The organism is Achromobacter piechaudii NBRC 102461, from assembly GCF_001571245.1.
In the GTDB taxonomy this organism is placed as follows: Bacteria; Pseudomonadota; Gammaproteobacteria; order Burkholderiales; family Burkholderiaceae_B; genus Achromobacter; species Achromobacter piechaudii.
Genome location: NZ_BCTK01000006.1, coordinates 349,593 through 376,326 on the forward strand (window position 1 = coordinate 349,593; position 26,734 = coordinate 376,326).

The 26,734-nt window shown below is 65.6% G+C and carries 25 protein-coding genes; 17 read left to right on the plus strand and 8 right to left on the minus strand.

Annotated features, from left to right (window positions below; genetic code table 11):
• Positions 1-157: 157 nt before the first annotated feature.
• The 4 genes from API01S_RS13730 to API01S_RS13745 form a co-directional block, all read right to left on the minus strand.
• Positions 158-1,012 (minus strand): PA3715 family protein, encoded by an 855-nt coding sequence (locus API01S_RS13730; RefSeq protein WP_061304837.1) that lies wholly within the window; start codon positions 1,010-1,012, stop codon positions 158-160.
• Between the two features lie 88 nt (positions 1,013-1,100).
• On the minus strand, positions 1,101-2,072 hold the full coding sequence (locus API01S_RS13735) for a Bug family tripartite tricarboxylate transporter substrate binding protein (protein ID WP_061304839.1): 972 nt from the start codon (positions 2,070-2,072) through the stop codon (positions 1,101-1,103).
• Between the two features lie 47 nt (positions 2,073-2,119).
• On the minus strand, positions 2,120-2,941 hold the full coding sequence (locus API01S_RS13740; protein ID WP_061304841.1) for an alpha/beta fold hydrolase: 822 nt from the start codon (positions 2,939-2,941) through the stop codon (positions 2,120-2,122).
• A complete protein-coding gene (locus tag API01S_RS13745) occupies positions 2,938-3,531 on the minus strand; it encodes an amino acid synthesis family protein (RefSeq protein ID WP_006221822.1) in 594 nt (197 codons plus the stop codon). Before API01S_RS13745 ends, API01S_RS13740 begins: the two co-directional genes overlap by 4 nt.
• Positions 3,532-3,650: 119 nt before the next feature.
• Between API01S_RS13745 and API01S_RS13750 the strand changes: the two genes are divergently transcribed.
• From API01S_RS13750 to API01S_RS13815, 14 genes are all read left to right on the plus strand, one after another.
• Positions 3,651-4,559, plus strand: a complete 909-nt coding sequence (locus API01S_RS13750) for a LysR family transcriptional regulator (RefSeq protein ID WP_061304843.1) — start codon at positions 3,651-3,653, stop codon at positions 4,557-4,559.
• A gap of 271 nt (positions 4,560-4,830) precedes the next feature.
• Positions 4,831-5,691 carry an N-acyl homoserine lactonase family protein gene (locus API01S_RS13755; protein ID WP_061304844.1) on the plus strand — a complete coding sequence of 287 codons (861 nt, stop codon included), beginning with the start codon at positions 4,831-4,833 and terminating at the stop codon, positions 5,689-5,691.
• A gap of 70 nt (positions 5,692-5,761) precedes the next feature.
• On the plus strand, positions 5,762-6,724 hold the full coding sequence (locus API01S_RS13760) for an ABC transporter ATP-binding protein (protein ID WP_061304845.1): 963 nt from the start codon (positions 5,762-5,764) through the stop codon (positions 6,722-6,724).
• Positions 6,721-7,434 (plus strand): ABC transporter permease, encoded by a 714-nt coding sequence (locus API01S_RS13765; protein WP_050729607.1) that lies wholly within the window; start codon positions 6,721-6,723, stop codon positions 7,432-7,434. The genes API01S_RS13760 and API01S_RS13765 overlap by 4 nt, the downstream gene beginning before the upstream one ends.
• Positions 7,431-8,804 carry a GldG family protein gene (locus tag API01S_RS13770; RefSeq protein ID WP_061304846.1) on the plus strand — a complete coding sequence of 458 codons (1,374 nt, stop codon included), beginning with the start codon at positions 7,431-7,433 and terminating at the stop codon, positions 8,802-8,804. Before API01S_RS13765 ends, API01S_RS13770 begins: the two co-directional genes overlap by 4 nt.
• Positions 8,801-9,424: a DUF4340 domain-containing protein gene (locus API01S_RS13775; RefSeq protein WP_254598446.1), complete on the plus strand. Its 624-nt coding sequence runs from the start codon at positions 8,801-8,803 to the stop codon at positions 9,422-9,424. Before API01S_RS13770 ends, API01S_RS13775 begins: the two co-directional genes overlap by 4 nt.
• A gap of 268 nt (positions 9,425-9,692) precedes the next feature.
• Positions 9,693-10,598, plus strand: a complete 906-nt coding sequence (locus tag API01S_RS13780; protein WP_006221814.1) for a branched-chain amino acid ABC transporter permease — start codon at positions 9,693-9,695, stop codon at positions 10,596-10,598.
• Positions 10,598-11,614 (plus strand): branched-chain amino acid ABC transporter permease, encoded by a 1,017-nt coding sequence (locus API01S_RS13785; RefSeq protein ID WP_050729604.1) that lies wholly within the window; start codon positions 10,598-10,600, stop codon positions 11,612-11,614. Before API01S_RS13780 ends, API01S_RS13785 begins: the two co-directional genes overlap by 1 nt.
• A gap of 2 nt (positions 11,615-11,616) precedes the next feature.
• Positions 11,617-12,357, plus strand: a complete 741-nt coding sequence (locus tag API01S_RS13790; protein ID WP_006221812.1) for an ABC transporter ATP-binding protein — start codon at positions 11,617-11,619, stop codon at positions 12,355-12,357.
• Between the two features lie 3 nt (positions 12,358-12,360).
• The gene (locus API01S_RS13795; protein ID WP_006221811.1) at positions 12,361-13,017 is read left to right on the plus strand and encodes an ABC transporter ATP-binding protein; all 657 of its coding nucleotides are present in this window, start codon (positions 12,361-12,363) and stop codon (positions 13,015-13,017) included.
• A gap of 17 nt (positions 13,018-13,034) precedes the next feature.
• Positions 13,035-14,471: an aldehyde dehydrogenase family protein gene (locus API01S_RS13800; protein ID WP_006221810.1), complete on the plus strand. Its 1,437-nt coding sequence runs from the start codon at positions 13,035-13,037 to the stop codon at positions 14,469-14,471.
• 24 nt (positions 14,472-14,495) lie between these two features.
• Positions 14,496-15,248, plus strand: coding sequence for a glucose 1-dehydrogenase (locus API01S_RS13805; protein ID WP_006221809.1), 753 nt, complete (start codon positions 14,496-14,498; stop codon positions 15,246-15,248).
• A 58-nt stretch (positions 15,249-15,306) separates the two neighbouring features.
• Complete coding sequence (locus tag API01S_RS13810; RefSeq protein ID WP_061304848.1) at positions 15,307-16,431, plus strand: zinc-dependent alcohol dehydrogenase family protein; 1,125 nt, start codon at positions 15,307-15,309, stop codon at positions 16,429-16,431.
• Positions 16,432-16,467: 36 nt separating this feature from the next.
• On the plus strand, positions 16,468-17,772 hold the full coding sequence (locus API01S_RS13815) for an ABC transporter substrate-binding protein (RefSeq protein ID WP_006221807.1): 1,305 nt from the start codon (positions 16,468-16,470) through the stop codon (positions 17,770-17,772).
• A 64-nt stretch (positions 17,773-17,836) separates the two neighbouring features.
• Here API01S_RS13815 and API01S_RS13820 read toward each other — a convergent pair whose 3' ends face one another.
• On the minus strand, positions 17,837-18,730 hold the full coding sequence (locus API01S_RS13820; protein WP_006221806.1) for a LysR family transcriptional regulator: 894 nt from the start codon (positions 18,728-18,730) through the stop codon (positions 17,837-17,839).
• Between the two features lie 83 nt (positions 18,731-18,813).
• On the opposite strand from API01S_RS13820, the gene API01S_RS13825 reads away from it, so the two are divergent.
• Positions 18,814-19,764 carry an alpha/beta hydrolase family protein gene (locus API01S_RS13825; RefSeq protein WP_061304849.1) on the plus strand — a complete coding sequence of 317 codons (951 nt, stop codon included), beginning with the start codon at positions 18,814-18,816 and terminating at the stop codon, positions 19,762-19,764.
• Positions 19,765-19,796: 32 nt separating this feature from the next.
• Entirely contained in the window at positions 19,797-20,777 is a 981-nt protein-coding gene (locus API01S_RS13830) for a Bug family tripartite tricarboxylate transporter substrate binding protein (RefSeq protein ID WP_061304850.1), read from the plus strand.
• A 44-nt stretch (positions 20,778-20,821) separates the two neighbouring features.
• Here API01S_RS13830 and API01S_RS13835 read toward each other — a convergent pair whose 3' ends face one another.
• The 3 genes from API01S_RS13835 to API01S_RS13845 form a co-directional block, all read right to left on the minus strand.
• Positions 20,822-21,862, minus strand: coding sequence for a DUF2235 domain-containing protein (locus API01S_RS13835; protein WP_006221803.1), 1,041 nt, complete (start codon positions 21,860-21,862; stop codon positions 20,822-20,824).
• Between the two features lie 298 nt (positions 21,863-22,160).
• Positions 22,161-24,512, minus strand: coding sequence for a cytochrome P450/oxidoreductase (locus API01S_RS13840; protein WP_061305564.1), 2,352 nt, complete (start codon positions 24,510-24,512; stop codon positions 22,161-22,163).
• A gap of 72 nt (positions 24,513-24,584) precedes the next feature.
• Positions 24,585-25,574, minus strand: a complete 990-nt coding sequence (locus tag API01S_RS13845; RefSeq protein ID WP_061304852.1) for a Bug family tripartite tricarboxylate transporter substrate binding protein — start codon at positions 25,572-25,574, stop codon at positions 24,585-24,587.
• 155 nt (positions 25,575-25,729) lie between these two features.
• Between API01S_RS13845 and API01S_RS13850 the strand changes: the two genes are divergently transcribed.
• Entirely contained in the window at positions 25,730-26,668 is a 939-nt protein-coding gene (locus API01S_RS13850; RefSeq protein WP_254598447.1) for an IclR family transcriptional regulator, read from the plus strand.
• Positions 26,669-26,734 lie beyond the last annotated feature (66 nt).

Genomic DNA, 26,734 nt, shown 5'->3' on the forward strand with positions numbered 1-26,734 from the left:
TTACGGGCTTTGGCCGACGGAAGCGTCGGTTTGGCGCTGGATTGTCAACAATTTAACGTGAGTGGGTGACGGGTGCAAGCGCCGGGGGCCGGGCGGCGTGCGGCAGATCCTGGACAGCTAACTCGCGTATCGCGGTCTCCCTGCCAGTGGGTCGTGCTTAACCAGCCGTCTCGCGGTCCATCGAGCGCAATGCGCGCGGGATGCGGTAGCGCTTGCCGTCGTACGTCAGCGTGTGGCGCGCCTTGCCTTGCTTGATGGTCTTTTCCATGCAGTCGCCTTGCTGCACGGCGGCGCGGCTGGCCGAGTGCGATTCGGTGGCGATCAGGTCGCGGTAGCCGTGGCGTTGCCCATTGCCGATGGCCAGGCTGACGGCGCTTTCCGAAAACTCGCCGGCGCAGGTGGTGTCCCATTGGCCGGATGAGCGGTTGACGCTCAGGCCGTCCAGCACCAGGCGCAACTGGTCGCCTTGCACGGCGAACAGCCGCAAGCTGGTCTCATCGAACGGGTTGGCGCGCGAGGCGCCCTCGCGTTCGATGCGGATGCCGAACGCGCGCTGCTCGGGCGTGAGGTCGTAGCGGGCGGTATCGAACGCCAGGCTGGCGATGCGCACGGCGTCGTCGGACATCAGATCGGGCAGGCGTTGCCGCTGGCGCACTTGCAGCGTGCCGGCATCGAGCACCAGCACGTCCAGATCGCCGACGTGGCCGTTTTCCGGGTCGGGCGTGTCTTGCATCAGCGGCACCGCCACCAACAGCAGGTCCGGGTTCGCCGGCCATACCTTGCACGCGACGGCGAAGGGCGCGCCTACGTCAGCATCGGAGAACGTGATGATGGCGTGGTTTTCCTTCAGGCGTATGCGGCCGTGCGCGTCGGGCTTGTCGCTGTTCTGGTAGACCGCGCGGACGATGTCGGCCGCCTGGGGGCAAGGGCCGCTGGCGGCTTGCGCCGCGTTGGCGGCCAGCGCCGCGCACAGGGTCAAGGCACCGGTCAGAAGCGTATAGGGACGGAGCATGGAGTCGCGGGCGGCAAGGGAGAAGACCGAATTCTAATCAGGCCCTTGTTGCGCGTCGCGCCCCTTCGCTACCGCCCGCTACAGATCGCTACAGGTCGACCCGCACCTTGCCCGCCTGCACCAGTCCAGCCACGTCGCGGATTTCAGCCAGCAGCGATTGTTGCAACTGCGCGGGCGTGCCGCCCGTGGGCTGGAAACCCTGTTCGGCCAGCTTCGCGTGCACCGCTTCGGTTTTCAGGGCGCGGTTGATGCCCTGGTTCAAGGCCGCGATGGTCGCCTCGGGCGTGCCGGCGGCGCAGTACGTGCCGAACTGGATCTGCGCGTCGAAGCCGGCATAGCCGCTTTCCGCGACGGTGGGAATGTCGGGATACTTCGCCAGCCGTTCGCGGCTGGTCACTGCCAGCACGCGCAGCCGCCCGCCTTTCAGATAAGGTTCGACCGCCGCCACCGTGGCCACCACCACCTGGATCTGTCCGCCCAGCAGGTCGGTCATCATCGGGCCGGTGCCGCGATACGGCACGTGCAGCATGTCGATGCCGCAGCTCGCTTGCAGCAATTCGGTGGCCAGATGTTGCGGCGTGGCGTTGCCGGGCGATCCAAAGGTCAGACCCTTGGGGTCGCGTTTGGCCTGGGCGACCAGTTCGGCCAGCGTCTTGACGGGCAGGTCGGCGTTGACGGCCACCATATAAGGCGAGCGCGCGATCGGGCAGACGGGGGCCAGTTGCTTGAGCACGTCCTCGGGCGGGCGGGCGTAATAGCGCACCGACGGCACCAGGCCGGCGAACAGCAGCACGCTGCCATCCTTGGCGCCGTTGGCGGTGTAGTCGGCGCCCAGCATGCCGCTGGCGCCCGGCTTGTTCTCGACGACGACGGGGCGGTCCAGCGCGCCTTCCAGGGTGGCGGCAATGACGCGGCCCAGCACGTCGGTACCGCCGCCCGGTGGAAACGGCACGATCACGCGCAAGGGCGCTTCGCGTGCCCAGACGGGGCGGCCCAGCGACAGCGCCACGGGCGCCATCGCGCCCAGGGCCAGGTGCTTCAAAACGGTTCTGCGATTCATGGTTTGTCTCCTTTGCGCCCCTTAGTCCGGGCGTGGGCCTGTCGCCTCTATCGAGCGGGCGATTCAGCGGGGGCTTCGGTGTTCAGGTCGTCATGCGGATGGGGGGTCGGCAAAAGAAAGGCATGCAAGGCCGTGGCGATGGCGTCGGGAGCTTCAACCGGCAGCATATGCCGCTGGCCGTCGACCACGCGCAGGCGGGCGTCGGGCAGCGCGCGCGCCAGGCCGCGCGACATGCGGGGCGTGGAGCCGACGTCCTCCTCGCCCGTCATCACCAGCGTCGGGCACGCGATGTCGGGCGCGGCCTGCGCCAGCACCGGGTCGCCATGGGCAAAGAGCCGATAGGCCGCCAGGAAGTTGGCGCGGTCGTTCTGCACCAGGCGCTGGCCGATGGCGGCGACGCGTTCGGGGCGCGCGGCCTGGAATGCGGGCGTGAACCAACGCTGCAGCGATACCGCCGCCGCAGCCTGCACGTCCTGCGTGGCTGCGGCTTCCAGGCGCGCCATCACGGCTTGCACTTCGTCCGGAGTGCGTTGGAACACCGTGCTCAACAGCACCAGCCGATCGACGCGCTGCGGCCTGGCGGCGGCATACGCGCCCGCGATCAGGCCGCCCATCGAATAGCCCAGCACGCAGGCCTTGCGCCAGCCGGCCAGATCCAGTTCCGCATCGAGCTGCGCGATGAAGTCTTCGATGCGGGCGACTCCATGGATGCCGGGCGCTGCGCCGTGACCCAACAGGTCGTAGCGCAGCACGTCGAAGCGCGCTTCCAGCAACGGCGCCAGCTCATCCCATAAGGTATGGTCCAGCCCCACGCCGTGCAGCAGCACCAGCGGCGCGCCCCGGCCGGATCGACGGCGCGGCGTGCTCATTTCGCTTGCGCCTCTTGCGCCAGTTCCTGCAAGTCGGAATAGCGGTTGCCGATGCGGTGGTGCGGCCTGCCGGACGTCGCCGCACCCAGTGCGATCACGATTTCATCGGGGGCAGGCGCGTCGTTGATGTTGGTCTGCACGGTCAGGTAGTGCGAACGCAGGCCTTCGTCCTCTTTGTGCATCAAGGGCACGGAAATCACGCAGCCGGGGCCGCCACGCGTGTTCGTGAAGGCCAGGTAGCTGGTGCCGCCCACGGCGTTGCGGTAGGCGTTGCCAAAGCGCAGCGTGTGGATCAGCGCGGACGCGTGTTCGACTTCGCCCGCCGTGCCCACCACGGCGGCCTTGCCATAGGCTTCGATCTGGTCGGCGGAACCCGCTTGGCGCAGGATCTCGGCCACCAGCAGCTCGCCCAGCGGCGGCGCGTTTTCCATGATCTGCGGGCGCAGGTCTTCCTGGAACGGCAAGCCTGCCCACGGGTTGCGGATCACGGCAGCGGCCACGATCATGATCAGCGGCCGCTCGGCCGGCTTGCCGCCTTCGATGCAGGTCTTTTCGACGTAACTGACGATCTTGCGTACTTGCAGGGCCATTCCAATGCTCCAAACGTTAGGGCTGACGATGCACCTATTGTTCAGGCCGGGCCCAAATTTTGACAATCCAAATTAACTCAAGTTAATTTCAGAAAACCTGAATTTGTCCGCGTGCCGCCATGCCTGTTCCCTTGAAGATCCAACACCTGCGCCAGTTCTTGCTGGCTGCCGACCACGGCAGCTTTCGCCTGGCCGCCGAAGGCACGCATCGCTCGCAGGCGGCCGTGTCGGCGGCTATGCAGGATCTTGAGCAGCAGCTGGGTGCGCCGCTCTTTGAAGCCGGCAAGCGCGCGCAGCTGACGCCGCTGGGCGTGGCGGTGGCGCCCCTGCTGCGAGAGCTGCTGGCCACGCACGACCGCGTGCTGGATGCGGCGCGCCAGTTGGGCATGGGCCATACCGGGTCCGTGTCGATGGCGGTGATGCCGTCGCTGGCCGATGAGTGGCTGCCGCGTCTCTTGGCTCGCTATGCGCGCAGCCATCCCGGCATCCGGATTCGCGCGCTGGACGAATCCTCGCAGGATGTACACCGGCTGGTGCTGTCCGGCGAAGTCCACGTCGGCGTGGCGGGACAGGTGCCGCGCACGGCGGAAGTGGCGTTCACGCCCGTTGCACGCGATGCGTTCGGCTTGGTGTGCCGCAAGACGCATCCCTTGGCGCGTCGGCGCGGGCCGGTGCCGTGGTCGGCCTTGCAAGAAGAACGGCTGATCGGTAACGCCACCTTCGACACGTTGAAGAACCGTCAGCTGGGCGGCTATATCGACGATCCGGCCATGGTGGTGTCGAACCGGGCGTCGCTGCTGGCCAGCGTGGTCGGCGGGCTGGGGGTGACGGTGCTGCCCGTGCTGGCGCGCCCGGCCGTCAGCAGCGGGCTGGCGTTCGTGCCTTTATGCGAACCCACGGTCGAGCGCATCGTGGGCGTGCTGACCCGCAAGGAAGAAACCCTGCTGCCCTCGGTGGCCGCCATGCACGAGCTGGCCTTGGGGTCGCTGGCCCAATTCACCCGGCGCAAAGGGGCGGTGCGGGTGTAGTGCCTGCTTCCCAGGGCCTAGGGTTGTCACTACTTCGGCCGCCGTGAAGCCCAGCTTAATAAATCCTTAATTGGCAGTCCCTCGGCGCTGCGTCAGAGTGCGCAACAGAGAAAACGGCCGTCAGATGCCGTCCTGGTCGGCAGACCTTTTTGCCGCACCGATCACCCCGCACAGCAAAACCCTGACAAAACCAACCCGGGATACACCGGGCGGCTTGCTATCGACCGTCGCCACGTGGTGGCGGTTACCCCGTTGGTCCGAGGAGACAACAATGAGCAAGAGCTGGAAGATGTTTGCAAGTGCGGTGGGCGCGGTGGCGATCATGGCGGGCGCGCAGGCCGCCGATCCACCCCCCGATATCAAGCTGATGCAGCTGTCCGTGGGCAAGATCGAACTGGACAAGGGCTTCATGACCGCCATGGTCGATGTGGGCACCAAGATCAAGATTCCCGTGCCGGCCTACGTGATCCAGCATCCGCGCGGACTGGTCCTGTTCGACACCGGTATGAACCAGGCCACCGCCGACGGCAACTGCGCCAACTACTGGGGTCAGGGCCTGTGCGGCGCGTTCAATTCGATCCAGGGCCGCGACGAAGTCGTCGACCGCCAGCTGAAAGCCGCCGGCTTTGACGTCAGCGACGTGAAGTACGTGGTGTATTCGCACTTCCACCTGGACCACGCCGGCAACATCAAGATGTTCCCCAAGGCCAAGCACGTCGTGCAGAAGGCCGAATTGCGCGCCGCCTGGTGGCCCGAAAAATTCCAGCGCGCCGCCTATGTCATGAAAGACTTCGACACCACGCGCGACTACGACTTCATCCAGGTCGATGGCGACTTCGACCTCTTCGGCGACGGCACCATCGTGCTGCTGGACACCAAGGGCCACACGCAGGGCCACCAGTCCTTGCAGGTCAAGCTGAAGAACACCGGCACGGTGCTGCTTGCGGCTGACGCCATCTACACCGGCGAAAACGAGGCAGGCGTGATCCCGGGCATCACCTGGAACACGGCGGCGTCCATGCAGTCCATCGACCGGCTCAAGCAGATCCGCGATGCGCGCCAGGGCCAGCTCTGGTACAGCCACGACGCCGAGCAGCACGCGCAGAACGCCAAGACCAAGGTCTTCGACTGAGGCCCGGCGCGCGCCGTCACCGATGCACTGACCACGTACCGACCAACGCAAGTCCGACCCAAGGCGTCCCATGCAGCCGGCTGTTGCTTTGCACGAGGTCTGCAAGTCGTTCGGACCCCGTCAGGTCCTGCATTCCCTCAGCCTGTCCGTGGCGCCGGGGGAAATCGTGGGCCTGTTGGGGCCGAACGGCAGCGGCAAGACCACCACCCTGCGATTGATGGCCGGGTTCTACACACCCGACAGCGGCCGCGTCACGGTGCGCGGGCAGGAACCCGCGCCGGGCCGGGGCAATGCCGACATCGGCTACCTGCCTGAACGCGCGCCGCTGTACGACGCGCTGACGGTCATGCAGTACCTGCAATTTGGCGCGGGCGTGAAAGTGCCTGGCGGGGCGCGCGCGCGTCGCCAGGCCATCGAGCGCGCCATCGACGGTTTCGATCTGCAAGCCGTGGCCGGCAGCGCGATCGGCCGCTTGTCCAAGGGTCAGCGCCAACGCGTGGGCCTGGCGCAAGCCGTGCTCAACGACCCGCCCGTGCTGTTGCTGGACGAAGCCACCAACGGCCTGGATCCGCTACAGATCATCGAAGCGCGCGCCATGATCCGTCGCTGCGCCGAAGGCCGCGCGGTGGTGTTCAGCAGCCATCTGATGCAGGAGGTGGAGGCGCTGTGTACTCGCATCGCCATCCTGCAACAGGGACGGCTGATCGAAGACGCCGCGTTGGGGCAGGCGCAGGCCGCGCTGCAATTGCAACTTGCCTTGCCCACGGCCCATCACGCCGCGTTGCGCGCGGCGCTGCTGGCGTGCCCGGAGGTACGAGGCGTGGACGCCATTGCGCAGGATGGCGCATCCAGCAAGTGGCGCATCAGCTGGAATGCAGAGGGCGCGCCCGACGCTGCCGTGTGCGACCGCGTGCTGCGCATCGTGTTGGCGCATGCGCAGGTGCGCGCCGTGCTGTCGCTGCATGACGCGGTGGAAGCGCGATTGCTGGCCGCGCTGGCTCCGAACGATCCCGTGATGCGGAGGCGGGCATGAAGGGCTTTCTGGCCTTGTACCGAAAAGAATTGCGGACCGACTTCGGCTCGCCGGTCGCGCTGGTGGTGGTCGCCGTGTTCTGGGCGCTGTCGGGTTATCTGTTCAGCTTCAACCTGTTCTTCGTCAGCACCGGGCAGATGGTGACCGCGTTTCACAACATGACGATTCTGTTGATCCTGGTGATGCCGCTGGTCAGCATGCGCGCGTTTGCCGAAGAGGCGCGCCAAGGCACGCTGGAACTGCTCTTGACCTTGCCGTTGTCCGACGCCACGCTGGTCGCCGCCAAATACGCGGCCGGCCTGACCGTGCTGGCCCTGATGCTGGCGGGCACGACCGCCGCCGTGCTGCCGCTGGCCTGGTACGGGCAACCCGACTACGGACCCATCGCGGGCGGCTACATCGGCGTGTTCCTGTACGGCGCGCTGTTCCTGGCCATCGGCATCGCCGTGTCCAGCGCCTGCACCAATCAGATCGTCGCGGCCAGCGCCACCTGGGGCATCCTGGTGCTGCTGTGGTTCATCGACTACCCGGCCGCGCTGGACGCGTTTCCCGCCTTGTCGCCGTTCTTCCAGGCGCTGTCGCTGTCTGCGCAGCACGTGGACTTCATACGCGGCGTGCTGCCAGGGCCCGCCACCGTCATGCTTGCCAGCGTGGCCGTGCTGGCGCTGATGGTGGCGGCCGTCAACCTCAAGCGCTGGAGGCTGCGATGAACCGGGCGCGTGTCGGCAAACGCATGGCGCTATGGCTGCCCGTGCTGGCGGTGGCCGCGCTGTTGCTGGCGCTGAACCTGTGGGCCTCGCGCCACCTGGGCCGGCTGGACCTGACGGCGCAGCGGCTCTACAGCCTGTCGCCCGAAAGCCTGGAAGTTGCCCGGCAGATCAAGCAGCCGGTGGACGTGACCTGGTTCTACGACCTGCGCAACAAAAGCATGGTGGATGCGCTGGAGCTGCTGCGCCAGTACGAGCACGCCAATCCGCTGATCCGGGTGCGTGGGGTGGACCCCGCGCTGCGGCCCGCCGAGGCGCGTGAAGCCGGCATCCAGTTTGCAGGCAGCGCGGTGCTGGCCGCCGACGCCCGCCGGATGACGATCAATGGCGGCACCGAAACCGACTTCACCAATGCGCTGATCCGCATCAGCCAGCGCGGCGCGCAGACGGTGTGCTTCACGCAAGGGCATCGCGAAGCCATGCTGGACAGCCTGACCTCGCTGGACGATCTGGAAGATCACGGCGACGACGAAAATCTGGTTGCGCGCGTCGAAGTCCACGAGCAGCACGGCCTGGCGATGGCGCGCAACGCTTTGCAGACCTTGGGGTTTGCGACGCGCGCGGTGAATGCGGGCGGCCTGGCGCAAGCCTTGCCGGCCTGCGCCGTCGTCGTGGCGGCCGGGCCGCGCACGGCGTTCGGCAACGATGACGCCGACGCGCTGCGACGCTGGACCGCCAGTGGCGGCAAGACCCTGTTGCTGTTGGAGCCCGACACGCCCCACGGCCTGGCCGCGCTGCTGGCCGATTTCGGCATCGCGCGGCCGATGGGCGCGTTGATGGACCCCGGCAGCCATTACCGCAACGATCCCGGCAGCCCCGCCGTCAGCGACTACACGCGCCACAAGATGACGCGCGGCCTGCCTCTGAGCTTCTTCCCCGGCGCGGCCGGCCTGGAACCCGCGGGCGAGGGCTTGCCCCAAGGCGTGACGGTCACGCCGCTGGCGCAAACTTCTGCTCAGGCGCATCTGCCTGGGCAGGCCCCGGGACGCTACACCTTGATGGCGCTGGCCACGCGCAACGCCCAGGCATCCAGCGCGGACGGGTCGGCGCGGCCCACGCTGCTGGTCGCGGGCGACAGCGACTTCGCCACCAACCGCCATTTCGCCACGCTGGGCAACGGCGCGCTGTTCACCAGCGCCGTCACGCTGCTGGCGGGCGAAGATGCCTTGCTGACGATCCGCCCGCGCAATTACGAGAACCGCCGGGTCGAACTCACCAATCGTCAGATGCGCACCGTGTTCTGGACCAGCACCGTCGCCTTGCCGCTGCTGGCGCTGATGACGGGCCTGCTGCTGTGGTGGAGGCGGCGTTGAACCTCGCTCGCCGTCGTCGGCCGCTTGCATTGGCTTGGCCACTATTGCTGGCCGCAGGTCTTGCGCTGTCGGCCTGGCAATGGCGCGAGGCGATGGAGTCGCCTGGCGCGCAAGCCGGCCACAGCCATCTGCACGACGACACAGGCAAGCCCGCCCGGTTGTACGCCTGGAATGCGGCCAACGCCGCGCGCATCACGCTGTCCACGCCCACGGCGACTTCCATGCACGCGCGCGCCGGCCAGGGCTGGACCACGACGTCCGGCGACGCGGCGTCGAACTTTGATGCGGACGACTTCCTCTCCTTGTTCTCGCAAGCGCGCAGCGATCGCGTCCTGGTCCCGCATCCGGGCGAATCGTATGGCCTGAACCCGCCCGCGCTGCGCATCGCCATCGACGATGCGCGAGGGGTTGCGCTGGCCCGGATGGACGTCGGCGCGCTGACGCCGGATGGACTAGGCCGTTACGTGCAATTGCCGGATGAACGCGAGCTGCGCATCATCCCCGATTACCAGACGCGCGCGCCGATGGCCGCGATGATTCAGGTAAACCCGAATGCGGGCGGCGCCACCTCCACGGCCACTCTATCGCTTGTGAAACCCGGCTTGCGCAAAGATAAATAGGCGCTGAAAAGGGGCATCCCTATACTTCGATTCCACATCGGATAAGTACGAAAAGTGGCTTCGTGCCAGTGATCGGACCCGTCCATATAAGCGCCTGCCGTCCTGCTCCGATTCGCGTTGGAGCAGGGTTCGGCAAGGTTCATAACGAGACAAGGGCGCGCCCTGCGCGTGCCCCGGGCTGACAGCCCGCGCCGCCTTGCCGGCGATGCACGTTGCCGCGGCAACGCATCGCAGACGGGCAGGTGTTCAGCGTATTGGGAGAAGACGCTTGACCTTGGATCTACTGCCTCTCGCCTTGGTGGACGGCGTGGCATACGCCAGTCTGCTGTTCCTGGTGTCGATGGGGTTAACCCTGGTGTTCGGCGTGATGGGCATCTTGAATGTGGCCCATGGCGCGTTCTACGCCTTCGGTGGTTACGCCGCCGCCAGCCTCGTCATGTTCCTGGCGCCCAAAACAGATTCCCCATTCCTGCTGTTCGCCTCCTTGTTCGTGGCCGCCATCGCCATCGGCCTGGTGCTGGGCAGCATCATGGAATTCGTGCTGATCCGCCGCGCGCAGAACTACGACCCCATCCTGAAACTGCTCATCACCTTTGGCGGCTTCCTGATGCTGGAAGACATCCAGCGCATGCTGTGGGGCGCGCAGCCCTATAGCGCCAGCGAAGTCGTGAACCGGCTGGGCAATATCGAAATCGGCGACATCACCTACACCACGTATCAGTTGGTAGTGGTGCCGGTGACGGCCGTGCTGGCCTACGTATGCCTGGAATTTTTCCTGCGCCACACGAAGCTGGGCAAGCAGACGGTAGCCACCACGCACAACCGCGAAGTGGCCACATCGCTGGGCATCAACGCCAAGAAGATCGGCTACGTCACCTTCGTGATCGCCACCATCCTGGGCGCGCTGGGCGGGGCCCTGGCCGCGCCCACCACGTCGCTGGTGCCCGGCGCGGGCACCGACATGACGGTGCTGTCGTTCGCCGTGGTCGCCACCGCAGGGCTGGGGCAGATTACCGGCGCGCTGATCGCCGCGCTCTTGATCGGCATCATCCGCGCCATCGCCGTGTACGCCGCGCCCGAACTGGAAGTGGCGGTGCCGTACATCATCATGGTGCTGGTGCTGATCATCCGGCCGCATGGCTTGTTCACCGTCGCCCAAGCCCGGAGGATCTGATGAAAGTCGTCGTACTCAGCCTCGTGGCCGCGCTGGCCACGCTATGTCTTGGCTATACCTTGTCGTGGACCATCACGCCGATCGTCATCGGGCTGACCTACGCCATCGCGGCGCTGGGCGTCTCGGTGATGGCGCGCGCCGGCCAGATCTCGTTCGGCCACGCCATGTATTCCTGCATCTCGGCCTACACCGTCGCCTTCCTGGCGCGCGCCATGCCCGGCACGGATGCGCTGGTGCTGATCCTGGCGGGCGTTGCCGCCAGCTTCCTGGCCGCCATCGTGATCGGTCTGTTCGTCGTGCGCTATCGCGGCATCTTCTTCGGCATGCTGAACCTGGCGTTGAGCATGGTGCTGTTCGCGCTGCTGGGCAAGCTCTACACCTTGACGGGCGGCTCGGACGGCATGCGCATCGTGCGTCCGGCGATGGCCGGCGTCTTGATGGAGCGCGAATCTTTCGAGCGCGCCTTGCTGGTGCTGACGCTGGTGTTGTCGATGGTGCTGGCCTGGTGGGTGCAGCGCTACTTCCGTTCGGGCAGCGGCCAAGCCCTGTCCGCCATCAAGACGAACGAAACGCGTATCGAATACCTGGGGTTCTCCGCCTACTTCATCATGTGGAAGGGCTATCTGCTGTCGGCGGTGGTCGTGGGCTTTTCGGGTGCGATCCTGGCCTTGATGCAGGGTTTGGTCACCCCCGAAATCGGCTCGTGGCTGCGCTCGGGTGAATTCGTGTTCATCACCATTCTGGGCGGCGCGGGCCATGCGGCCGGGGCCTTCCTGGGCGCGGTGGGCTTTGAAACCGTGAAGCTGGTGTCGGCGGCGTACTTCCCCGGCCTGTGGCAGTTCCTGCTGGGCCTGACGCTGATCCTCGTGATCTTCATGTTCCCCACGGGCTTTGTCGGCCAGATCATGAAGCGCGTGGCCACGCGCAAGCGTGACGAGGCGCGTGCCCGGGCGCGCGCCAACGCCAGCGTGCAGTCGCGCGTCCAAGCCCATGCGCAAGCACCGGTCAGGAATTGAAGATGAAACCGCTTATCCAAACGAAAGACCTCTACCTGGCCTTCGGCGGCGTGATCGCGGCCGACAACATCAACTTCGAACTGCACGAAGGCGAACGGCTGGCCGTGATCGGCCAGAACGGCGCGGGCAAGACCACCTTCATCAACATCTGCACGGGCTACCTTGCGCCGTCCAAGGGCCGCGTGTTCTTCGACGGGCGCGACGTCACGGCGATGGCGCCGCGCAAGATCGTGCGGCTGGGACTGGGCCGCTCGTTTCAGTTGCCGCAGCTGTTCACCGAACACACCGTGCGCCAATGCGTGCAGATCGCCGCCGCGCGCCGCAACAAGGAACTGAGCTGGTTCCGTTCGCTGGAAAGCACCATCGACGACAAGGAAGTGGACGCCACGCTGGACCTGGTGGGCCTTTTGCCCGAGGCCGATGAGGCGTCCATCGAATTGCCCGAGGGCAAGCGCAAGCTGCTGGACGTGGCGATGGCGCTAGCGCTGCGCCCCAAGCTGCTGATCATGGACGAGCCCACCAGCGGCGTGGCGTCCGAAGACAAATTCGCCTTGATGGAAACCGTGATGCATGCGCTGGATGAACGCCGCGTGACCAGCTGGTTCGTCGAGCACGACGTGGACATCGTGTCGCGCTACGCCACGCGCGTGGCGGCCTGGATTGCGGGCAAGGTGGCCGCCGACGGCACGCCGGACGAAGTCTTGAACAACCCGCAGATCAAAAGCGAAGTGCTGGGGGCCTGAACCATGTTGAACCTATCGGCCATCAATGTCGACCTGGCGGGCAATCGCATCCTGCGCGATGTCAACGCCAGCTTCGAATCCTCCAAGACCATCGGCATCGTGGGGCGCAACGGCGCGGGCAAGACCACCTTGCTGCGCACCATCATGGGCCTGACCAAGATCAAGTCCGGCAAGATCGCGTTCGATGGCGCGGACCTGACCGCCATGCCCGGCCACAAGCGCGCCGCGCTGAAAGTGGGCTATGCGCCGGAAGACCGCGTGATATTTCCCACCATGACCGTGGCGGAAAACCTCAACCTGCCATGCGAAGTGCAAGGGCAGTCCAAGAGCGATATCGCCGCCCGCATCCAGACCGTGCTGAAGGTGGTGCCGCAGCTGGAACCGATGCTTGGCCGCTCGGGCTCGGCGCTCTCGGGCGGGCAGGGCAAGATGGTGGCGCTGGCGCGCGCCATCATGGTCGGCACGCGGCTCTTGATGCTGGACGAACCGTTCCAGGGCCTGGCCCCGAAGCTTGCGCGCGACTACACCGAGGCGCTGGGCCGCCTGAAGGAATTGCAGCCTGACCTGTGCGTGGTCATCACCGAGTCGAACGTGAAGCTGCTGGGCGACATCCCTGACCAGATCTGGACGATCGAGCGCGGCTCGATCACCTTGAATTGAACTCCCGGAGACATTGCATGACGCAGATGATTATCAACGGCCGCCAGGTCGATGCCCATGACGGGCGCACCATCGAGGTGGTGTCGCCGGTCGATGGCGACGTGTTCACCACCATTCCGCGCGGCCAGCAGGCCGATGTGGACGCCGCCGTCAGCGCCGCGCGCGCCGCGCTGGAAGGCGACTGGGGCCGCATGACCGCGCTGGAGCGTGGCCGCCTGCTGCTGCGCCTGGGCGAATCGGTGCTGGCGCATCACGAAGAACTGGCGCAGCTGGAATCGCGCGACACCGGCAAGCCCATGTCCACCGCGCGCGGCGACATCACGGTGCTGGCGCGCTATTTCGAGTTCTATGGCGGCGCGGCCGACAAGGTGCACGGCCAGACCATCCCGTTTCAGAAGGACTATTCCGTCCAGCTGATCCGCGAGCCGCTGGGCGTGACCGCCCACATCATTCCGTGGAACTACCCGGCGCAGATGTTCGGCCGCAGCGTCGCGCCGGCCCTGGCCATGGGCAACGCCAGCGTAGTCAAGCCGGCCGAAGACGCCTGCCTGTCCATCATCCGCGTTGCCGAACTGGCGCTGGAAGTGGGCTTTCCGCCCGGCGCGCTGAACATCGTGACGGGCCTGGGCGAAGAAGCGGGCGCCAGCCTGTCGCGCCACCCGGACATCAACTTCATCACCTTCACCGGCTCGAACGAAGTGGGCGTGCTGATCCAGCAGGCCGCCGCCGTCAACGCAGTCAAGTGCGTGCTGGAGCTGGGCGGCAAGTCGGCGCACATCGTGTTCGACGACGCCAACTACAAGCTGGCCATCCCTGCGATCGTCAAGGGCATCGTGCACAACACGGGCCAGACCTGCACGGCGGGCAGCCGCCTGCTGGTGCAGCGTGGTGTCTATGCCGACTTCATGCGCGCGCTGGCCGAGGAATTCTCGAAGGTGCGCGCGGGCACGCCCGACATGGACCTGACCTGCGGCCCGGTGGTCAACAAGGCGCAGTTCGAACGCGTCAACCGCTACATCGCCAAGGGGCTGGCAGATGGCCTAACCGTGGCGGCCGAAGGCGCGATTGCGGACGGCGTGCCGGCGGGCGGCTACTTCGTCAAACCAACCTTGTTTTCCGCGCCGTCGCATGACAGCACGCTGCTGACCGAAGAGATCTTCGGCCCGGTGCTGGTGGCGCTGCCGTTCGACACCGAAGCCGAAGCGATCAAGCTGGCCAACGCCACCGACTACGGCCTGTTGGGCGCGGTCTGGACCGAGAACGGCGGCCGCCAGCAACGCGTGGCGCGCGGCATCAAGTGCGGCCAGGTCTACATCAACGGCTTTGGAGCGGGCGGCGGGGTGGAGTTGCCGTTCGGTGGGGTCAAGAAGAGCGGCCATGGCCGCGAGAAGGGCTTCATCGCGCTTGAAGAAATGAGCACGACCAAGACGCTGATCCAATTCTATGGCGAGTGATCGCCGCGCTATCCGGAGTCAAAAATGAGCCAGTTGCAAGGTAAGGTCGCCATCGTCACGGGTGGGGGCAGCGGTTTCGGCGAAGGCATCGTCAAGCTGTACGCCAAAGAGGGCGCCAAGGTCGTCATCGCCGACATCAACAAGGAAGCCGCCGACCGCGTCGCCGGCGAAGTGGGCGCGTCCGCGCTGGCCGTCAAAGCCGACGTGTCCAGCCGCGCCGATATCGACAACGTCGTGCGTCAGTGCCAGGAAAAGTTTGGCTCGGTGGACATCGTGGTCAACAACGCCGCCATCACCCACAAGAACCAGCCGATGCTGGACGTGGACGAGGCCATGTTCGACCGCATGTTCGAGATCAACGTGAAGTCCATCTATCACATGGCGCAGGCCGTGGTGCCCGTGATGCGCAAGCAAAAGCGCGGCGTCATCCTGAACGTGGGCTCCACCGCCGGCATCCGTCCGCGTCCCGGCCTCAGTTGGTACAACGCGTCCAAGGGCGCGGTCAACGTGCTGTCCAAGTCCATGGCCGTGGAACTGGGTCCGGACGGCATCCGCGTGAACGCCATCTGCCCCGTGATGGGCATCACCGGCATGTTCGAACTGTTCATGGGCCTGCCCGACACGCCGGAGAACCGAGCCAAGTTCGTTTCCACGATTCCGCTGGGCCGCTTCTGCCAGCCTTCGGACGTGGCGGCGGCGGCCTTGTTCCTGGCCAGCGATGCGGCCGAGTTCATCACCGGCGTGGAATTCCCCGTGGACGGTGGACGCACGGTTTAAGGGTCTTGCCGCGGCCGGCAAGCGCCGGTCGCATGGCTTCTACTTGGATGTCAGGCGCATGAAAATCAGAGCGGCGTTGTTGCGTACTACAGGCGTGCAGGGTCCGTATGCCCAGACCCGGCCATTGACCATCACCGAAGTCGAACTGGATCCGCCCGGCACCGGCGAGGTGCTGGTGCGCATCAAGGCGGCGGGCCTGTGCCATTCGGACTTGTCCGTCATCAACGGCGACCGCCCGCGCGGCGTGCCGATCGTGCTGGGGCATGAGTCGTCTGGCGAAGTCGTCGAGACCGGCCCCGGCGTCACCGACCTGAAACCCGGCGATCACGTGGCCATGGTGTTCGTGCCCAGCTGCGGCTGCTGCAACCCCTGCATGGAAGGCCGGCCGGCGCTGTGCGAACCGGGCGCGGTCGCCAACACCCAAGGCACCTTGCTGGGCGGTGACCGCCGTTTGCACATCGGCGATGAATACCTGAACCATCACACGGGCGTGTCGTGCTTTGCCGAATACGCCGTGGTCTCGCGCCGCTCTTGCGTCAAGGTCAACGTTGAACTGAGCCACCGCGAGGCCGCGCTGTTCGGCTGCGCGGTGCTGACAGGCGCGGGTGCGGTGCTGAACCGCGCGCGCATCAAGGCGGGCGACACCGCCGCCATCGTCGGCCTGGGCGGCGTCGGGCTGTCGGCGTTGCTGGCGGCGGTAGCGGCTGGCGCGCGCCGCGTCGTCGCCATCGACCTGAGCGACGAGAAGCTGGCGCTGGCGCGCGAGCTGGGCGCTACGCACGTCGTAAACCCCAAAGAGGTCAAGACCGATGACGACCTCTTCGACATGGCGGGTGGCCGCGTGGACTACGGCTTTGACATGGCCGGCGCCGTGCCCGCGTTTGAAACCGCCTACAAGCTGACCCGACGCGGCGGCGCGACCGTCACATCGGGCCTGCCCAATCCGAAGTTCAGCTTTCCGCTGTCGCTCTCGCAGATGGTGGGCGAAGAACGCGAGATCCGGGGCAGCTACCTGGGCTCGGGCGTGCCCGCCATCGACATCGGCCGCTACATCGACCTGTACAAGGCTGGCCGCCTGCCGGTGGATCGGATGATGGGCAAATCGTTTTCGCTGGACCAGATCAACGAGGGGTTCGATCACCTCGCCACCGGCGGCAGCCTGCGCGACGCCATCGTTTTCTAAGGGCATAGACCCGACTACAACACTGGAGACAAAACCATGAAGACTTCAAGACTGGCTGCCTTGCTGGGCGCCACCCTGCTGTCGGGATTCACGGCGCTGGCCGTGGCCGCCGACAAGCCCAAGGAATTGAACATCGGCATCTCGACGTTCCTGTCGGGCTCGGCGTCGGTGTTCGGCGTGCCCGCGCGCGACGCGGCCGAGATCCTGATCCAGGACATCAACGCGGCCGGCGGCATCGACGGCGTCAAGCTGGTGCCCAGCTATATCGACGAAGGCGGTGGCGGCGAGAAGCTGCTGTCCGAATATCGTCGCCTGGCCGAAGGCGGCACGCGCGTCATGCTGTCGGCGATTTCCAGCGGCCACTGCAACATCGTGGCCCCCGTCGCCGAAGACCTGAAAGTGCTGAACGTGTTGTGGGACTGCGGCACGGAGAAGGCGCTGGAAGGAAAGAAGTACAAGTACGTGGTGCGCACGCAAGCCAACGCCACCACCGAAATGGTCGCGCAGGTGCTGTACCTGATGAAGGTCAAGCCCGACTTCAAGACGATCGCCATCGTCAACCAGGACTACGCCTGGGGCCGCGATTCGCGCGATATCTTCCTGGCCGCCTTGAAGAAGTTCAAACCCGACGTGAAGGTCGTGGCCGAGATGTTCCCCAAGTTCGGCGCGGCCGACTTCTCCACGGAGATCAGCCGCCTGCAAGCGCTGCGTCCGGACGTCATCGTGTCGACGTCGTGGGGCGGCGACCTGGACAACTTCGTGCGCCAGGCCTCGCAACGCAACCTGTTCAAGAACTCCACCTTCGTGCTGTCGCTGGCCGAAAGTTCGCTGGAGCGCCTGGGCAACGCCTTGCCCGAAGGCGTTTACGTCGGCGCGCGCGGCGATCACTACTTCCTGCATCCTGAAACCCGCGATGACCCGCAGCATCAGGCCTTCGTGAAGAAATTCCACGACAAGACCGGCGCCTACCCGATCTACTCGGTCTATCACATGGTGCAAGCCATCCAGGGCCTGAAAGCCGGCTACGAGAAGGCCATCAAGGACAACGGCGGTGCCTGGCCCACGCCGGAACAGGTGGCTGCCGCCATGCACGACGTGACCTTCAAGGGCTACGGCCGCGACGTCAAGATGCACCGCGCCGACGGCCAGGGCCTGGAAGCGCAGCTGTTCGGCGTGACGAAAAAGAGCGACAAGTACCCGTTCAAGGTGCTGGCCGACATCACCATCGTGCCGGCTGAACTGGTCACCCCGGGCGTGGAAGATACGTCGATGGGCTGGATCGAAAAGAGCCTGACGCCGGATGTGCTGAAAAGCGATCAGATCAAGGTGTATTCGAACTGAGCAAGCTGTGTTGTGTGTGCAGGGACTGCCCGGCGAGCAATCGCCGGGTTTTTTTATGCGCGCGTCAACGCGCCAGATAGGCGCGCGCGAGCTCCATCAGATACTGGCCCTGCGGCGTGGGCGTGCTGTCTCGCCGCCGCACGATATACACGTCGCGCGTGATGTCGGGATCCAGCACCGGAATCGACTTCAAGCCATAGCCATGCGCTTCGAACAGCGCCGGCATGATGGTCACGAAATTGCCCGACTGCACCAGTCCGATCATGGTGGCCAGCTGATCCACCTCGATGGTCCAGGGCAAGTCCAGCCCACGTGCATTGAGCACGCTGTCGATCTGCAAGCGGGTGGAACTGACCGGGTTCAGTCCGACCACCGGAAGGCCATGCAGCTTTTTCCATGACAGCTTGCGGCTGCGTGGGGCCAGCGCGGAACGCTCGGCGTAGACCAGGTTGAAGCCATAGGTGGCGATGCGTTCGGCTTGCAGGGTGGGGCCGAATGACACCGGCGTGGTGATGCCGAATTCCACCTCGCGCTCTTCGACCAGTGCGGTCGTGACGGTGGCGTTGCCGTCTCGGATGGACAGATACACCTGCGGATGGCGGGCGTAGAACTCGGGCAGCACATTGGGCAGCACCGAATAGCCGACCGAGGCCACCGTGCTCACCATCAGCGTGCCTTCGTGCCCACGCGCGCGGCGGGCGGCTTCGGTCAGGCTGGCATCCATCTGGGTCACGATAGGCAGCACGCGCTCGTACAGCGCGCGGCCCACCGATGTCAGCACCACGCTGCGCGTCGTCCGTTCGAACAAGCGCCCGCCAATTTCCGATTCCAGCTTGGCAATGCGCCGGCTCAACGCCGACGTCGTAACGCATAGCAGCGCGGCGGCCGAGGTGTATTGCCCCATGCGCGCCACGCAGCAGAACGCGCGGATATCTTCCAGGTCGTAATTGATTCGCATGGATCAATAATTATTGAGATTTTTTCGATAGACGTAATTATATCCGCTGCCTGAACATGCTGGCATCACATAGACGAGCCATCATGAATTCACAAGGCAAGGGCATTTCCCTGAAATCGATGCGCAGCTTTTTCGTGGGCGGTGCAACCGCCGTGCTTGAAGGGCTGCCCGTCGAATACCGCAGCATGGTCCTGAACGGATCGCCGCGCGAGGTCAACCCGAATGGCGAGCAGGTCTACGGGCAGATGTACGTGCAGGAATACCGTCTGGCGCAGCCGCGGCACCCGGATCCGGTGCTGTTGTGGCATGGCGGCGGCATGACGGGCTGTACGTGGGAAACGACGCCCGATGGCCGCAACGGCTGGCTGTGGAAATTCCTGGAAGCGGGCTACGACGTGCTGGTCAGCGATGCGGTGGAACGCGGCCGTTCGTCCTGGGCACGCTTTCCGCAGGTGTACCGTGAAGCGCCGGTCTTTCGCACCAAGCGCGAAGCCTGGACAACGTTTCGCATCGGCCCGGCCTACGACCCGGATCCGCAGCGGCGCGAGGCTTATACGGGGCAACAGTTTCCCATCGAGGCGTTCGACGCATTCGCCAATCAATGGGTGCCGCGTTGGCCGGGGCACGAGTCGATGATCCTGGCGGCCTATGAAGCCTTGATCGATCGCGTGGGGCATTGCCATATCGTCGCTCACAGCCAGGGCGCCGGCTTTGCCGCCGAGATTGCGCGCCGCCGGCCGCAAGTGGTGCGCAGTGTGGTGGGCGTGGAGCCGGGCGGCATGCCGCAAGCGGCGCCGATCGAGGCGCTGCCGCCGCATCTGGTGGTGTGGGGCGACTTCATCGAACCCTCGGGCTCGCACTGGGTCGGCTACCGCCAGCAGGCCGAGCGTTACCTGGAATCCATACGCACGTGTGCCGACGTATCGGTGTTGGACCTGCCCGCCAGCGGCGTCGCGGGCAATTCGCACCTGCCGATGATGGACCGCAACAGCGACGAGATCTTCCAACGCGTCCTGGCGTGGTTGCAGCGCTGAAGAACGATCAACGACAACAACAGGAGACAAGCATGACCATTCGAACGCTTTCCCGCGCGGCGCTGCTGGGAACATTTATGTTGGCAGGAACAGGTGCGGCGCATGCGCTGGCGTACCCCGCGCATCCCATCAAGCTCATCGTGGGCTACGCGCCTGCCGGCTCCGTGGACACGTTCGCCCGCATCATCGCGCCCGAACTGGGCCGCGAGCTGGGCCAGACCATCGTCATCGAGAACGTCGCGGGGGCTGGCGGCATCATCGGTGTCACTCGCGCCGTCAATGCCAAGCCCGATGGCTACACGGTGCTGATGGGCATCGTGTCCGACGTGGTGATCGCGCCCATCCTGCAATCGTCGGCCAAGTACACCTACCGCGATCTTGCCGCCGTTGCGCCGCTGGGCACGAGCGGCGTCGGCGTGGTGGCGAACCCGAACCTGGGCGTGAAGTCCTTTGGCGACCTGATCGCCCGCGCCAAGGCGAACCCGGGCAAGCTGACCTACGGCGCCACCGGCGTCGGCTCGCTGCCCGCCATCGCCATGGAGAGTTTCAAGCTCACGACCGGGACGGACATCACGTTCATCCCGTATGCGAGCGCTTCGAAGATCGCAACCGACGTCATCGGCGGGACCGTGGATATCGCGGTGTCGGGGCTGCCGGCCTTGCTTGAACTGATTAAAAGCGGGCGCGTGACGGGCGTGGGCGTCATGAGCCACGACCGCGACATCGGCAGCCCGGACTTGGCGTCAGCGGGCGAAACACCGGAACTCAAAGGGATGGACTATTACTTCTGGACCGGAATTTTTGCGCCGACGAACATACCGGAACCCATCGTCCAGACATTGAATGCCGCGTTCAGCCGCGTCATGGCAAAGCCGGATATCCAGGCGCGGTTCAAGGAGCTGGGCGTCAAGGTCAGCCCGGCGACCTCGCCGGCGGAGTTTGGGAAGTTCGTGGCGAGCAGCGATGCGCAATGGCAGAAGCTGATCGAAGAGGCGAAGATTCCGCGTCAGTAGCATGAAGGAACGGAGCGCGCGGAGGGCAGGAGAGTGGGCGCCCGCTACGTGCGTTCCACCGGCAAGCCTTCCAGCGCCTCCAGGAACTCCGGATAGTCCTTAAGATACGCCGCATTCGCCGCTGCCCGCTTGACCACCCGTTCGTCCACCGTCAGGTTCAACACCGTTTCACCGTCCCAGACCCTGGGCCGCTTCTTCACATGGATCAACACCTTCTCGGTGAATTCCTTGTACGAATCGTGCGGCTCGCACTGGTCGTAATCGGTGGAGATGCGTTGCGCGACACCGGCTTCCAGGCCTACCTGGCGCGCCTTTTCCTGTAGCCAGGCAGCCGGCAGCGTTTGCAGGCTGCCGTCACGATAGCCGCCGCCGACATCCGAATGCGCGCCGATGAACCAGCGTTGTTCGACGGGCCGATCGGCCGGGCGAGGGTCGGAAGTGGCCAGCCGTGTCCAGAGGGTCGGGAAGTACGGCTCGCGGTATTCGTTGGTGGCGATGGCGTGATACGCGTTGCGTACGTGGTTGCTCAGTTCGGTGTCGTGGAAGTTATAGAACTTCGAGAAGCCCGGGACCGAGATGCCGCCGACCGGGATGCCCAGGCTGCCCACCGTGTCCCAGACGCCGACGAAATGCAGATCGGTTTCACGCGAGAATTGCGCGCGAAAGGAAATGGCGTCGATGGACGAGGGCAGGCAGTCGTCGCGGTACAGCGCGTAAGCCTCGGCGACGTGGTCGTCGCTGGGATCCTTGAGCAAGCCGCATTTGCGCACCATGCCGGCCAGGCTGCGCGCGGAATAGGCGCCGCGGCTGAAGCCGAACAGGAAGATGTGGTCGCCGGCTTCCTGACGCTGGCATAGCCATTGGTAGCCGTGGCGGATGTTGGCGGACAGCCCGGCGCCGAATGCGCCACCCAGGAATTTGTCGAGCGCGGCCCAAAGCCCTTGGCCTTGCGTGCCGACGCCTTCGATGTACAGCGTTTCCTGCGTGCTGGTTTCCGGCGCGGCCTTATAGAGCTCGTAGACGTTGGTGCGGTCGTTGGGTTCGTTCCACGTACCGTCAAAGAAGATGGCCAGGTTCTTCTGCATGTTCGGCTCTCCACAGATCGCGTCTTTCGCTACCTCTGCTGCTGGCCGGGATGATGCCCGCCTGACGCACGCTATCACGCGGGTTGCGCGCTTGCCGTCCGCGTGCTTTCCCTGCTGGGCGCATGTACACCATCTTTTTTACTAGTCGGATGGGCGAACAAAAGCCGCCTGCGCGGGGCAATGCGCGCAGGCGGCGACATGAAGCGGGATAGGCGGACTAGATAATGCGTAGCCATCCATGATGCTTCGGATGGTATCTATGCAGCAGCGGTTGGTATCCGCGCCGCAAGATGATGCGTTACAGCTCCAGCACGATCTTTCCGCCGCCGCACGCACGCGAACAACACGCCATCATCTTGTTGTTCGCCTCGCGTTCGGCGCGCGTCAGCACTACGTCTCGGTGGTCGATATCGCCTTCCAGGACGCGCACTTCGCAGGATCCGCAAAGCCCTTCCTCGCAGTCGCTTTGCACGTCGATGTTGGCCCCGCGCAGCGCCGTCAACAGGGTCTGGTCGGCGGGCACGTGTACGACGATGCCCGAGTCCTTCAGTACGACCTCGAAAGCCTGTTCCCGCGACGGGTCCAGCGTGCCGAGCGTGGAATGGAAATGCTCGACGCGCAGCGCATCCTCGGGCCAGCCTGCGCAGCAAGTGGCCAGCGCATCCAGCAGGCCTTGCGGACCGCAGGCATAGATCTGCGTATCGGCGTCGGGTTTGGCCAGCATTGCCGCGTAATCGGCGCGCGTGCCTTCGTCCTTGACGTGCAGGTGCAGCCGCTCGCCATGCAAGGCGGAAAGCTCGTCCAGCATCGCCATGCATGCGAGCGACCGGCCGCTGTAATGCAGCTGGTAGTCCAGGTTCAGTTCCTTGGCGCGCCGGGCCATCGCGCTGATCGGCGTGATGCCGATGCCGCCAGCGATCAGGATCAGCTTGGCCGCCGCTTCGTTCATGCGGAAATGGTTGCGCGGCCCCCGGATGCGCAGTCGCGCGCCGGTCACCGCGTTCGCATGCATCCACGCGGAGCCGCCACGGCCTTCGGCTTCCTTCAACACGGCGATTTCAAACGCATCGGTCTGCGCGGGATCGCCGCAAAGGGAGTACTGGCGCGACAGGCCCGTGTCGCCGCATTCCACGTCGATGTGCGAGCCGGGCGTCCAGCGCGGCAGCGGCTTGCCGTCGGGCGACACCAGCCGCAGGCGCACGATGCCGTCGGCCGCCTGCACGGCGCTTTGCACGACGACGGGCCGCGTGATGGCGTGCGAGGAAGGTTCGCCGATGCGCACGGGGTGCGCGGTGTTCAAGATCTCGGGCGAGCGTAGTTCCGGATTCTTCGTCGGATCCCACTCCACCCACAAATGCTCGGGCCCCCGGAATGACGTGTTCGGCACGTAGGTAAACGACTGTTCCGACAACTTCATATGCGGCAGGCGGCGCGTGAGTTCTTCCAGGAAGATCTGCATTTCCATGCGCGCCAGGTTCTTGCCCATGCACTGGTGCGAGCCATAGCCGAAGGTGAGCTGGTCACTGGCGTTTTCGCGGCGGATGTCGAAGAGGTCGGCGTCGTTGAACTGGCCTTCGTCATGGTTGGCGGAGGACGTGACGATCAGCAGCTTGGACCCGGCGGGTATCGGTACACCGGCAATCTCGACGTCGCGCGTGGCCAGTCGGCGCCACGCGGCGACCGAGCCGTTGTGGCGCAGGCATTCTTCGACGGCGTTGGGAATCAGGTCGGGGTCGTCGCAGATTTCGCGCCAGGCGTCGGGGTGTTGCAGCAGCAGCTTGATGGCGTTGGCCGACGCGTTGGCGGTGGTTTCGTGAGCGGCGACGATGCCGGCCATCATCATGGAATGCAGATAGGAATCGGTGACGACGTCGGGGTGCGTCTGCTGCTTGCGCAGGCCGTACTGCATCCAGCCGGGGCCGGACGGGTCCTGGCGCATCTTGTCCAGGATCTTGCCCGCCAACTGCCAGAAGTTGCCCACGGCATGCGCCACGGCGACCTGCTCTTCGGGCTTGGGGCGGCCCCAGGTGTTGACCGTGTGCGCGATGGAATACTGGCGCAGCAGGTCCATGTCTTCTTCGGGCACGCCCAGAAAGTGCAGCGCGACGGTCAGCGGCACTTCCCAGAGCATCTGGTCGACCAGGTCGGCGCGGCCGTCGTTGACGAAACGGTTCACGTATTCGCGCGTCAGGCGGCGCACCATGGGTTCGTGGTGCTTCAATTCTTCGGGGGTGAACGGGTCCATCAGCACGCGGCGGCGCGGCATGTGGGCGGGTTCGTCTTCGTTGACCAGCGTGCGGTTCATGGCGTAGCCATAGGAGGCCAGCACGGCGTTGGCTTCGGCGCCGGTGGGGGTGATCTTCTCCAGCGCAATGGACGGGCTGAAGGTGAGGTTGTCGCGGAAGATGGCCTTGATGTCGTCGTAGCGCGTCACCACCCAGTAGCCCAGCTTGGGGCTGTAGAACACGGGCTCCTGCTCGCGCGCCCAGCGCACGTAGTCGGGCGGGTCTTGCTGATAGCCATCGCCGAAGGGGTCGAATTCGGCCGCGCGCGCGCTGACGGGGCAGCCGGTGGGGCTTTGCATCGCGGCAAGCGCCGCGTGATCGATGGGACAGCCCGACGGGCGCGAGGAAGAGGGCGATTGGCTCATGATGCTTTCCGTGTATTCGTGATGCATCGGCCTGCCGCGCGGGCGGCAGGCCGCGTGTACTGGCTGCGGCGTTCAGTCCAGCGTGATGTGCAGATCGGTGATCAGCTTTTGCCAGCGGGCGCGTTCGCCCTTGAGCATGTCGGCGTATTCGGCCGGCGTGTTGCCAACCGGTTCGATGCCGAATTCCACCAGGCGTTGGCGCGTGGCCGGGTCATTGATGGTGGCGACAACCTGCTTGTTCAGCGCGTCGATGACGGCGGGGGGCGTGCCGGCCGGCACCACTACGCCAACTTGCGCGGCGGCTTCCACGTTCTTCAAGCCTATCTCGGCGAAGGTGGGCACGTTGGGCAGTTGCGGCAGGCGCGTCGGGTTGGCGACCGCCAGCGCGCGAACCTTGCCGCCGTTGATGAAGCCCGCGCCTGCCGCCAGGTCGACCATCATGGCGGGGATCTGGCCGCCGGCCACGTCGGCCAGCGCGGGCGATGCGCCGCGATAGGGCACGTGGGTCATGGTCAGGCCGCCTTCGACCTTGAGCAATTCCATGGCCAGGTGATGCGGGCTGCCCGCGCCGGCCGAGCCGTAATCCAGGCCGTCCTTGCGCGATTTGGCTTCGGCCAGGAATTCCTGCACGGTGTTGACCTTCATGGACGGACCGACGACCAGGATCATCGGAAAACGGCCCATCAAGGTGACGGGCGCCAGGTCCTTGACCGGGTCATACGACAGCTTCTTGTACAGCGCCGGGTTGAACACCAGCGTGCCATTGTCGGCCGACAGCATGGTGTAACCGTCGGCGGGTGCGCGCGCCGTTTCCGAGGCGGCGATGGCGGTGTTGCCGCCGGGCTTGTTCTCGATCACCACGGGCTGGCCCAGCCGGCCGGTCAGGCCTTGGCCGATGCTGCGCGCCAGGAAGTCGGAACCGCCGCCTGCGGCATAGGGCACCACCCAGCGCACGGGCTTGGACGGGTAGTTGGTCGGCGCTTGTTGCGCCCAGGCGCTGGCCGATGCCAGGAGGGGCAGGGCCAGCAAGCCGGCCAGGACGTGGTTTTTGAGGGTGCGCATAGGCTGTCTCCGTATTGGGATGACCTGATGGCATCCCTTCTTTTGCGTAAATCATATACGCAATGCGTAATTTTTCAAGAAGGGTTAACCTTGGATCCGCTGCGGCGGCGCGACGCGCCGCCGCGCACCCGTATTCGCCAGGAAGCACCGCCGCTATGACCCCTACCAAGCCGTCCAAGACGACGCCCGCCAAGTCCGCCCGGACGTCCTCCAAGGCCACCAAGACGCCTGCAAAGACGTCTGCGAAAGCGCTTGAAAAGACTCCCGCCAGCGCGCCCGTGCCGTCCAACGCCCTGGATTTCGAATCGGATTCCCGTCCGCGCGAACGCCGCCAGCGGGTGCAGGCGGCGGAAACCGGCATGGTGGTGCTGAAAGGGCTTGCGCGCCTGGGCGGGCGCGCAAGCCTGACCGCGCTGGCTGCACACGTCGACGAAAGCCCCGCCAAGGTGCACCGCTATCTGATGAGCCTGATCGCCGAGGGCCTGGTAGACCAGGAAGTGGCCACGCAGCAGTACCACCTTGGGCTGGAAGCGCTGATGGTCGGCGTGGCGGCGATGCGTCAGGCCGACCCGCTGCGCATCAGCGAACCCGTGCTGATCCGCTTGCGCGAAAGCCTGGCGGTGACCTGCTTCATCGCCGTCATGGGCAACAAGGGGCCAACCATTGTCCGCTTCGAGGAACCGGCGCTGCCCGTCACCGTGAACGTGCGCGTGGGATCAGTGCTGTCGATGCTGTGGTCCGCCACCGGCCGCGCTTTCCTGGGCGCGTTGGACGAAGCGCCCATCCAGCGCATGGCCTTGGCCGAACTGGCCGAGGCGCCCGATGATCTGCGCGCCTTGCTGGACCGCGACGACCCCATCGGTGGGCTGCGGCGTCGCGTGCGCGCGGCGGGCTGCGCCACCGTCAAGGACACCAACCTGCGCGGCATCAGCGCGGTGTCCGCGCCGCTGTATGACCACACCGGCCGGCCATGCGCGGTGCTGACGGCGCTGGGCGCGACGGGCGGCTTTGACGTGTCGCCCAACGGCAAGGTGGTGGAGGCGGTAAAAAGGGAAGCCGCCGCCGCCAGCGCGGCGCTGGGATATACGGGATAGCCGGCAAGCTCGGCGACGACCGCACGCCATCCCACTCTCTAAACCACCCGCCATCAAGCAGAAGAC

Bases quoted from the DNA above. Each gene is read 5' to 3' on its own strand.
- API01S_RS13730 (WP_061304837.1), bottom strand. From the start codon at position 1,012: ATGCTCCGTCCCTATACGCTTCTGACCGGTGCCTTGACCCTGTGCGCG.
- API01S_RS13735 (WP_061304839.1), bottom strand. From the start codon at position 2,072: ATGAATCGCAGAACCGTTTTGAAGCACCTGGCCCTGGGCGCGATGGCG.
- API01S_RS13740 (WP_061304841.1), bottom strand. From the start codon at position 2,941: ATGAGCACGCCGCGCCGTCGATCCGGCCGGGGCGCGCCGCTGGTGCTG.
- API01S_RS13745 (WP_006221822.1), bottom strand. From the start codon at position 3,531: ATGGCCCTGCAAGTACGCAAGATCGTCAGTTACGTCGAAAAGACCTGC.
- API01S_RS13750 (WP_061304843.1), top strand. From the start codon at position 3,651: ATGCCTGTTCCCTTGAAGATCCAACACCTGCGCCAGTTCTTGCTGGCT.
- API01S_RS13755 (WP_061304844.1), top strand. From the start codon at position 4,831: ATGAGCAAGAGCTGGAAGATGTTTGCAAGTGCGGTGGGCGCGGTGGCG.
- API01S_RS13760 (WP_061304845.1), top strand. From the start codon at position 5,762: ATGCAGCCGGCTGTTGCTTTGCACGAGGTCTGCAAGTCGTTCGGACCC.
- API01S_RS13765 (WP_050729607.1), top strand. From the start codon at position 6,721: ATGAAGGGCTTTCTGGCCTTGTACCGAAAAGAATTGCGGACCGACTTC.
- API01S_RS13770 (WP_061304846.1), top strand. From the start codon at position 7,431: ATGAACCGGGCGCGTGTCGGCAAACGCATGGCGCTATGGCTGCCCGTG.
- API01S_RS13785 (WP_050729604.1), top strand. From the start codon at position 10,598: ATGAAAGTCGTCGTACTCAGCCTCGTGGCCGCGCTGGCCACGCTATGT.
- API01S_RS13790 (WP_006221812.1), top strand. From the start codon at position 11,617: ATGAAACCGCTTATCCAAACGAAAGACCTCTACCTGGCCTTCGGCGGC.
- API01S_RS13795 (WP_006221811.1), top strand. From the start codon at position 12,361: ATGTTGAACCTATCGGCCATCAATGTCGACCTGGCGGGCAATCGCATC.
- API01S_RS13800 (WP_006221810.1), top strand. From the start codon at position 13,035: ATGACGCAGATGATTATCAACGGCCGCCAGGTCGATGCCCATGACGGG.
- API01S_RS13805 (WP_006221809.1), top strand. From the start codon at position 14,496: ATGAGCCAGTTGCAAGGTAAGGTCGCCATCGTCACGGGTGGGGGCAGC.
- API01S_RS13810 (WP_061304848.1), top strand. From the start codon at position 15,307: ATGAAAATCAGAGCGGCGTTGTTGCGTACTACAGGCGTGCAGGGTCCG.
- API01S_RS13815 (WP_006221807.1), top strand. From the start codon at position 16,468: ATGAAGACTTCAAGACTGGCTGCCTTGCTGGGCGCCACCCTGCTGTCG.
- API01S_RS13820 (WP_006221806.1), bottom strand. From the start codon at position 18,730: ATGCGAATCAATTACGACCTGGAAGATATCCGCGCGTTCTGCTGCGTG.
- API01S_RS13825 (WP_061304849.1), top strand. From the start codon at position 18,814: ATGAATTCACAAGGCAAGGGCATTTCCCTGAAATCGATGCGCAGCTTT.
- API01S_RS13830 (WP_061304850.1), top strand. From the start codon at position 19,797: ATGACCATTCGAACGCTTTCCCGCGCGGCGCTGCTGGGAACATTTATG.
- API01S_RS13835 (WP_006221803.1), bottom strand. From the start codon at position 21,862: ATGCAGAAGAACCTGGCCATCTTCTTTGACGGTACGTGGAACGAACCC.
- API01S_RS13840 (WP_061305564.1), bottom strand. From the start codon at position 24,512: ATGAGCCAATCGCCCTCTTCCTCGCGCCCGTCGGGCTGTCCCATCGAT.
- API01S_RS13845 (WP_061304852.1), bottom strand. From the start codon at position 25,574: ATGCGCACCCTCAAAAACCACGTCCTGGCCGGCTTGCTGGCCCTGCCC.
- API01S_RS13850 (WP_254598447.1), top strand. From the start codon at position 25,730: ATGACCCCTACCAAGCCGTCCAAGACGACGCCCGCCAAGTCCGCCCGG.